This is a genomic window from uncultured Campylobacter sp. (assembly GCF_937949835.1).
GTDB lineage: Bacteria > Campylobacterota > Campylobacteria > Campylobacterales > Campylobacteraceae > Campylobacter_B.
On sequence record NZ_CALEDC010000112.1, the window covers coordinates 1 to 1,719 of the forward strand.

General features: G+C 46.8%; 2 protein-coding genes. One reads left to right on the top strand and one right to left on the bottom strand.

Annotation, left to right across the window (positions count from 1 at the left end):
- On the top strand, nt 1-741 hold a 741-nt coding region (locus tag Q0256_RS02535; protein ID WP_297959761.1), incomplete at its 5' end, for a hypothetical protein.
- Between the two features lie 263 nt (nt 742-1,004).
- On the opposite strand, the gene Q0256_RS02540 is transcribed toward Q0256_RS02535, so the two are convergent.
- On the bottom strand, nt 1,005-1,719 hold a 715-nt coding region (locus tag Q0256_RS02540), incomplete at its 5' end, for a hypothetical protein (RefSeq protein ID WP_297959763.1).

The window sequence follows — 1,719 nt, forward strand, 5'->3', positions numbered from 1 at the left end:
CAAAAGAGTGAGTCGAAATTTAAAAAGGCAGATAACGAAGCGGCGAAATTTAAAGCGGGCGGAGAGACGGAACCTAAAACGGACGCAGCGAAGTGCGGCGAGGCGGAATTTAAGAGTGCGGATAGCGCGGCGATAAAATTTAAAGCGAGCCAGGCGAGTAAATTTAAAACGAGCGCGGCGGATAAGAGCTCGGATGCGAGCGAGCGGGATAAATTTGACGCCAAGGTCCTTCAGGACGCGCTTAGTAAGATTTTTAACGAGATAGAGCACCAAAGCACGCTTTGGCACGCAACCCCTTTTGCGCTGCTGTTTTTGGCGCGCATCTTTATGCAGGCGCGCGCCGTGGCGGGCAAAAACGCGAATAAAAATAATCAAAACGCTGCGGCGGACGAAATCGGCAGAAATAATCAGAACGCGGCGGATAGAAATGCGGATAAAAGCCGACAAAACGAAGCGGCAAGCTTTATCGCGGCTCGGCTCGGCGGATTTTTTGCGTTTATGATTGAGATTTGCGATGATGCCGATAAGATCTCGCACGCAGCGCCGCTGGCGAGCTTTTCGGATATGCTTGCGGAAAAATATCTGTGGCCGCAGAGCGATGAGAATGACGAGGAGCTCTGGGAGGAGCACTTTTACGACGATGAGCTATTTTACAGCCTCTATTTTTATTCGCGGGCGGTTTTGGACGCGACGGGAGTGGACTTTGCGCAGTTTAAGCCCGGGCCGGGCCGGCGTTTTTAAGCGTATTGCTTGTTAGTGCTATGTTTAAGCCTCTTTCGCGCCATGTTTAAATTTATCGCGGCGCGCTTTAGCGACGCTTTGTTTAAATTTAGACTTCAAAAAATTTTAAAATTCTTTAAAAATTTACAGCATGCGGAATTTACATATCGTCTTTTTAAATTTAAAATTCGCGCGATTTTTGATCGGCGGTATGGTTAAGGCGCGGATAACGCTTTTAAATTTAGATCCCCGCGAAGCTTGAAATCCACTTGCAGCAGGGCTTTTTATGTGGTTTTAAAAAGATACCAATTCGGCGCAATTTTTTCTATCATTATAAACTCGCTAGGACTCATTTGCGGCAGGTCTGCCTCATCTTGCACTCGCAAAAAGCCCACGGAGTTATCGGTGATCCCGCCGATGAGCAGCATAAATCTTTTGCCCTCCGTCTCGGCGTGAGAGAGATGCAGGCTTTTGATCTCCGCCTTTGCGCGCTCGGGCTCGCCGCCTGCGTAAAGCTCGTAAATTTTTTCAAATGCCGCTAGGTTTTGTTTCCCAAACTTCATAAGCTCTTTATCGGGCGCTAAGATTAGCTTTAAATTTACGATATCTGCATCAGTTCTTTGCTCAAACTCCCGTTTTTGCGCCTCGTTAAATTTTTCATATTCGCTTACGATAGCCTCAATAATGGCGGTTTGCGCTAAAACTCGCACGGCGTAGATCCCGTCCTTCTTAGTATAGACGTAAAGATCGAAGTGCTTCTCTTTAGAGCCCAAAAATACGTGAAAAATCTCGCTAAATTCGCTGCTGCGTCCAAGCGAAGCAACCGTGATTTCGCTATAATTATCTGCCGCGTAGAATTTACGCTTTAAATAACTTCTCATCTCGCCTTTAAAATAAAGATTTTTATCGAAGTTTGCGTCGCTAAATAGCGAGCGGACGAGCTCTTCGTTAGAACTCGCGTTTAGACTTAGCGCGCAGCTTGCACAAAGTATGAGCGAG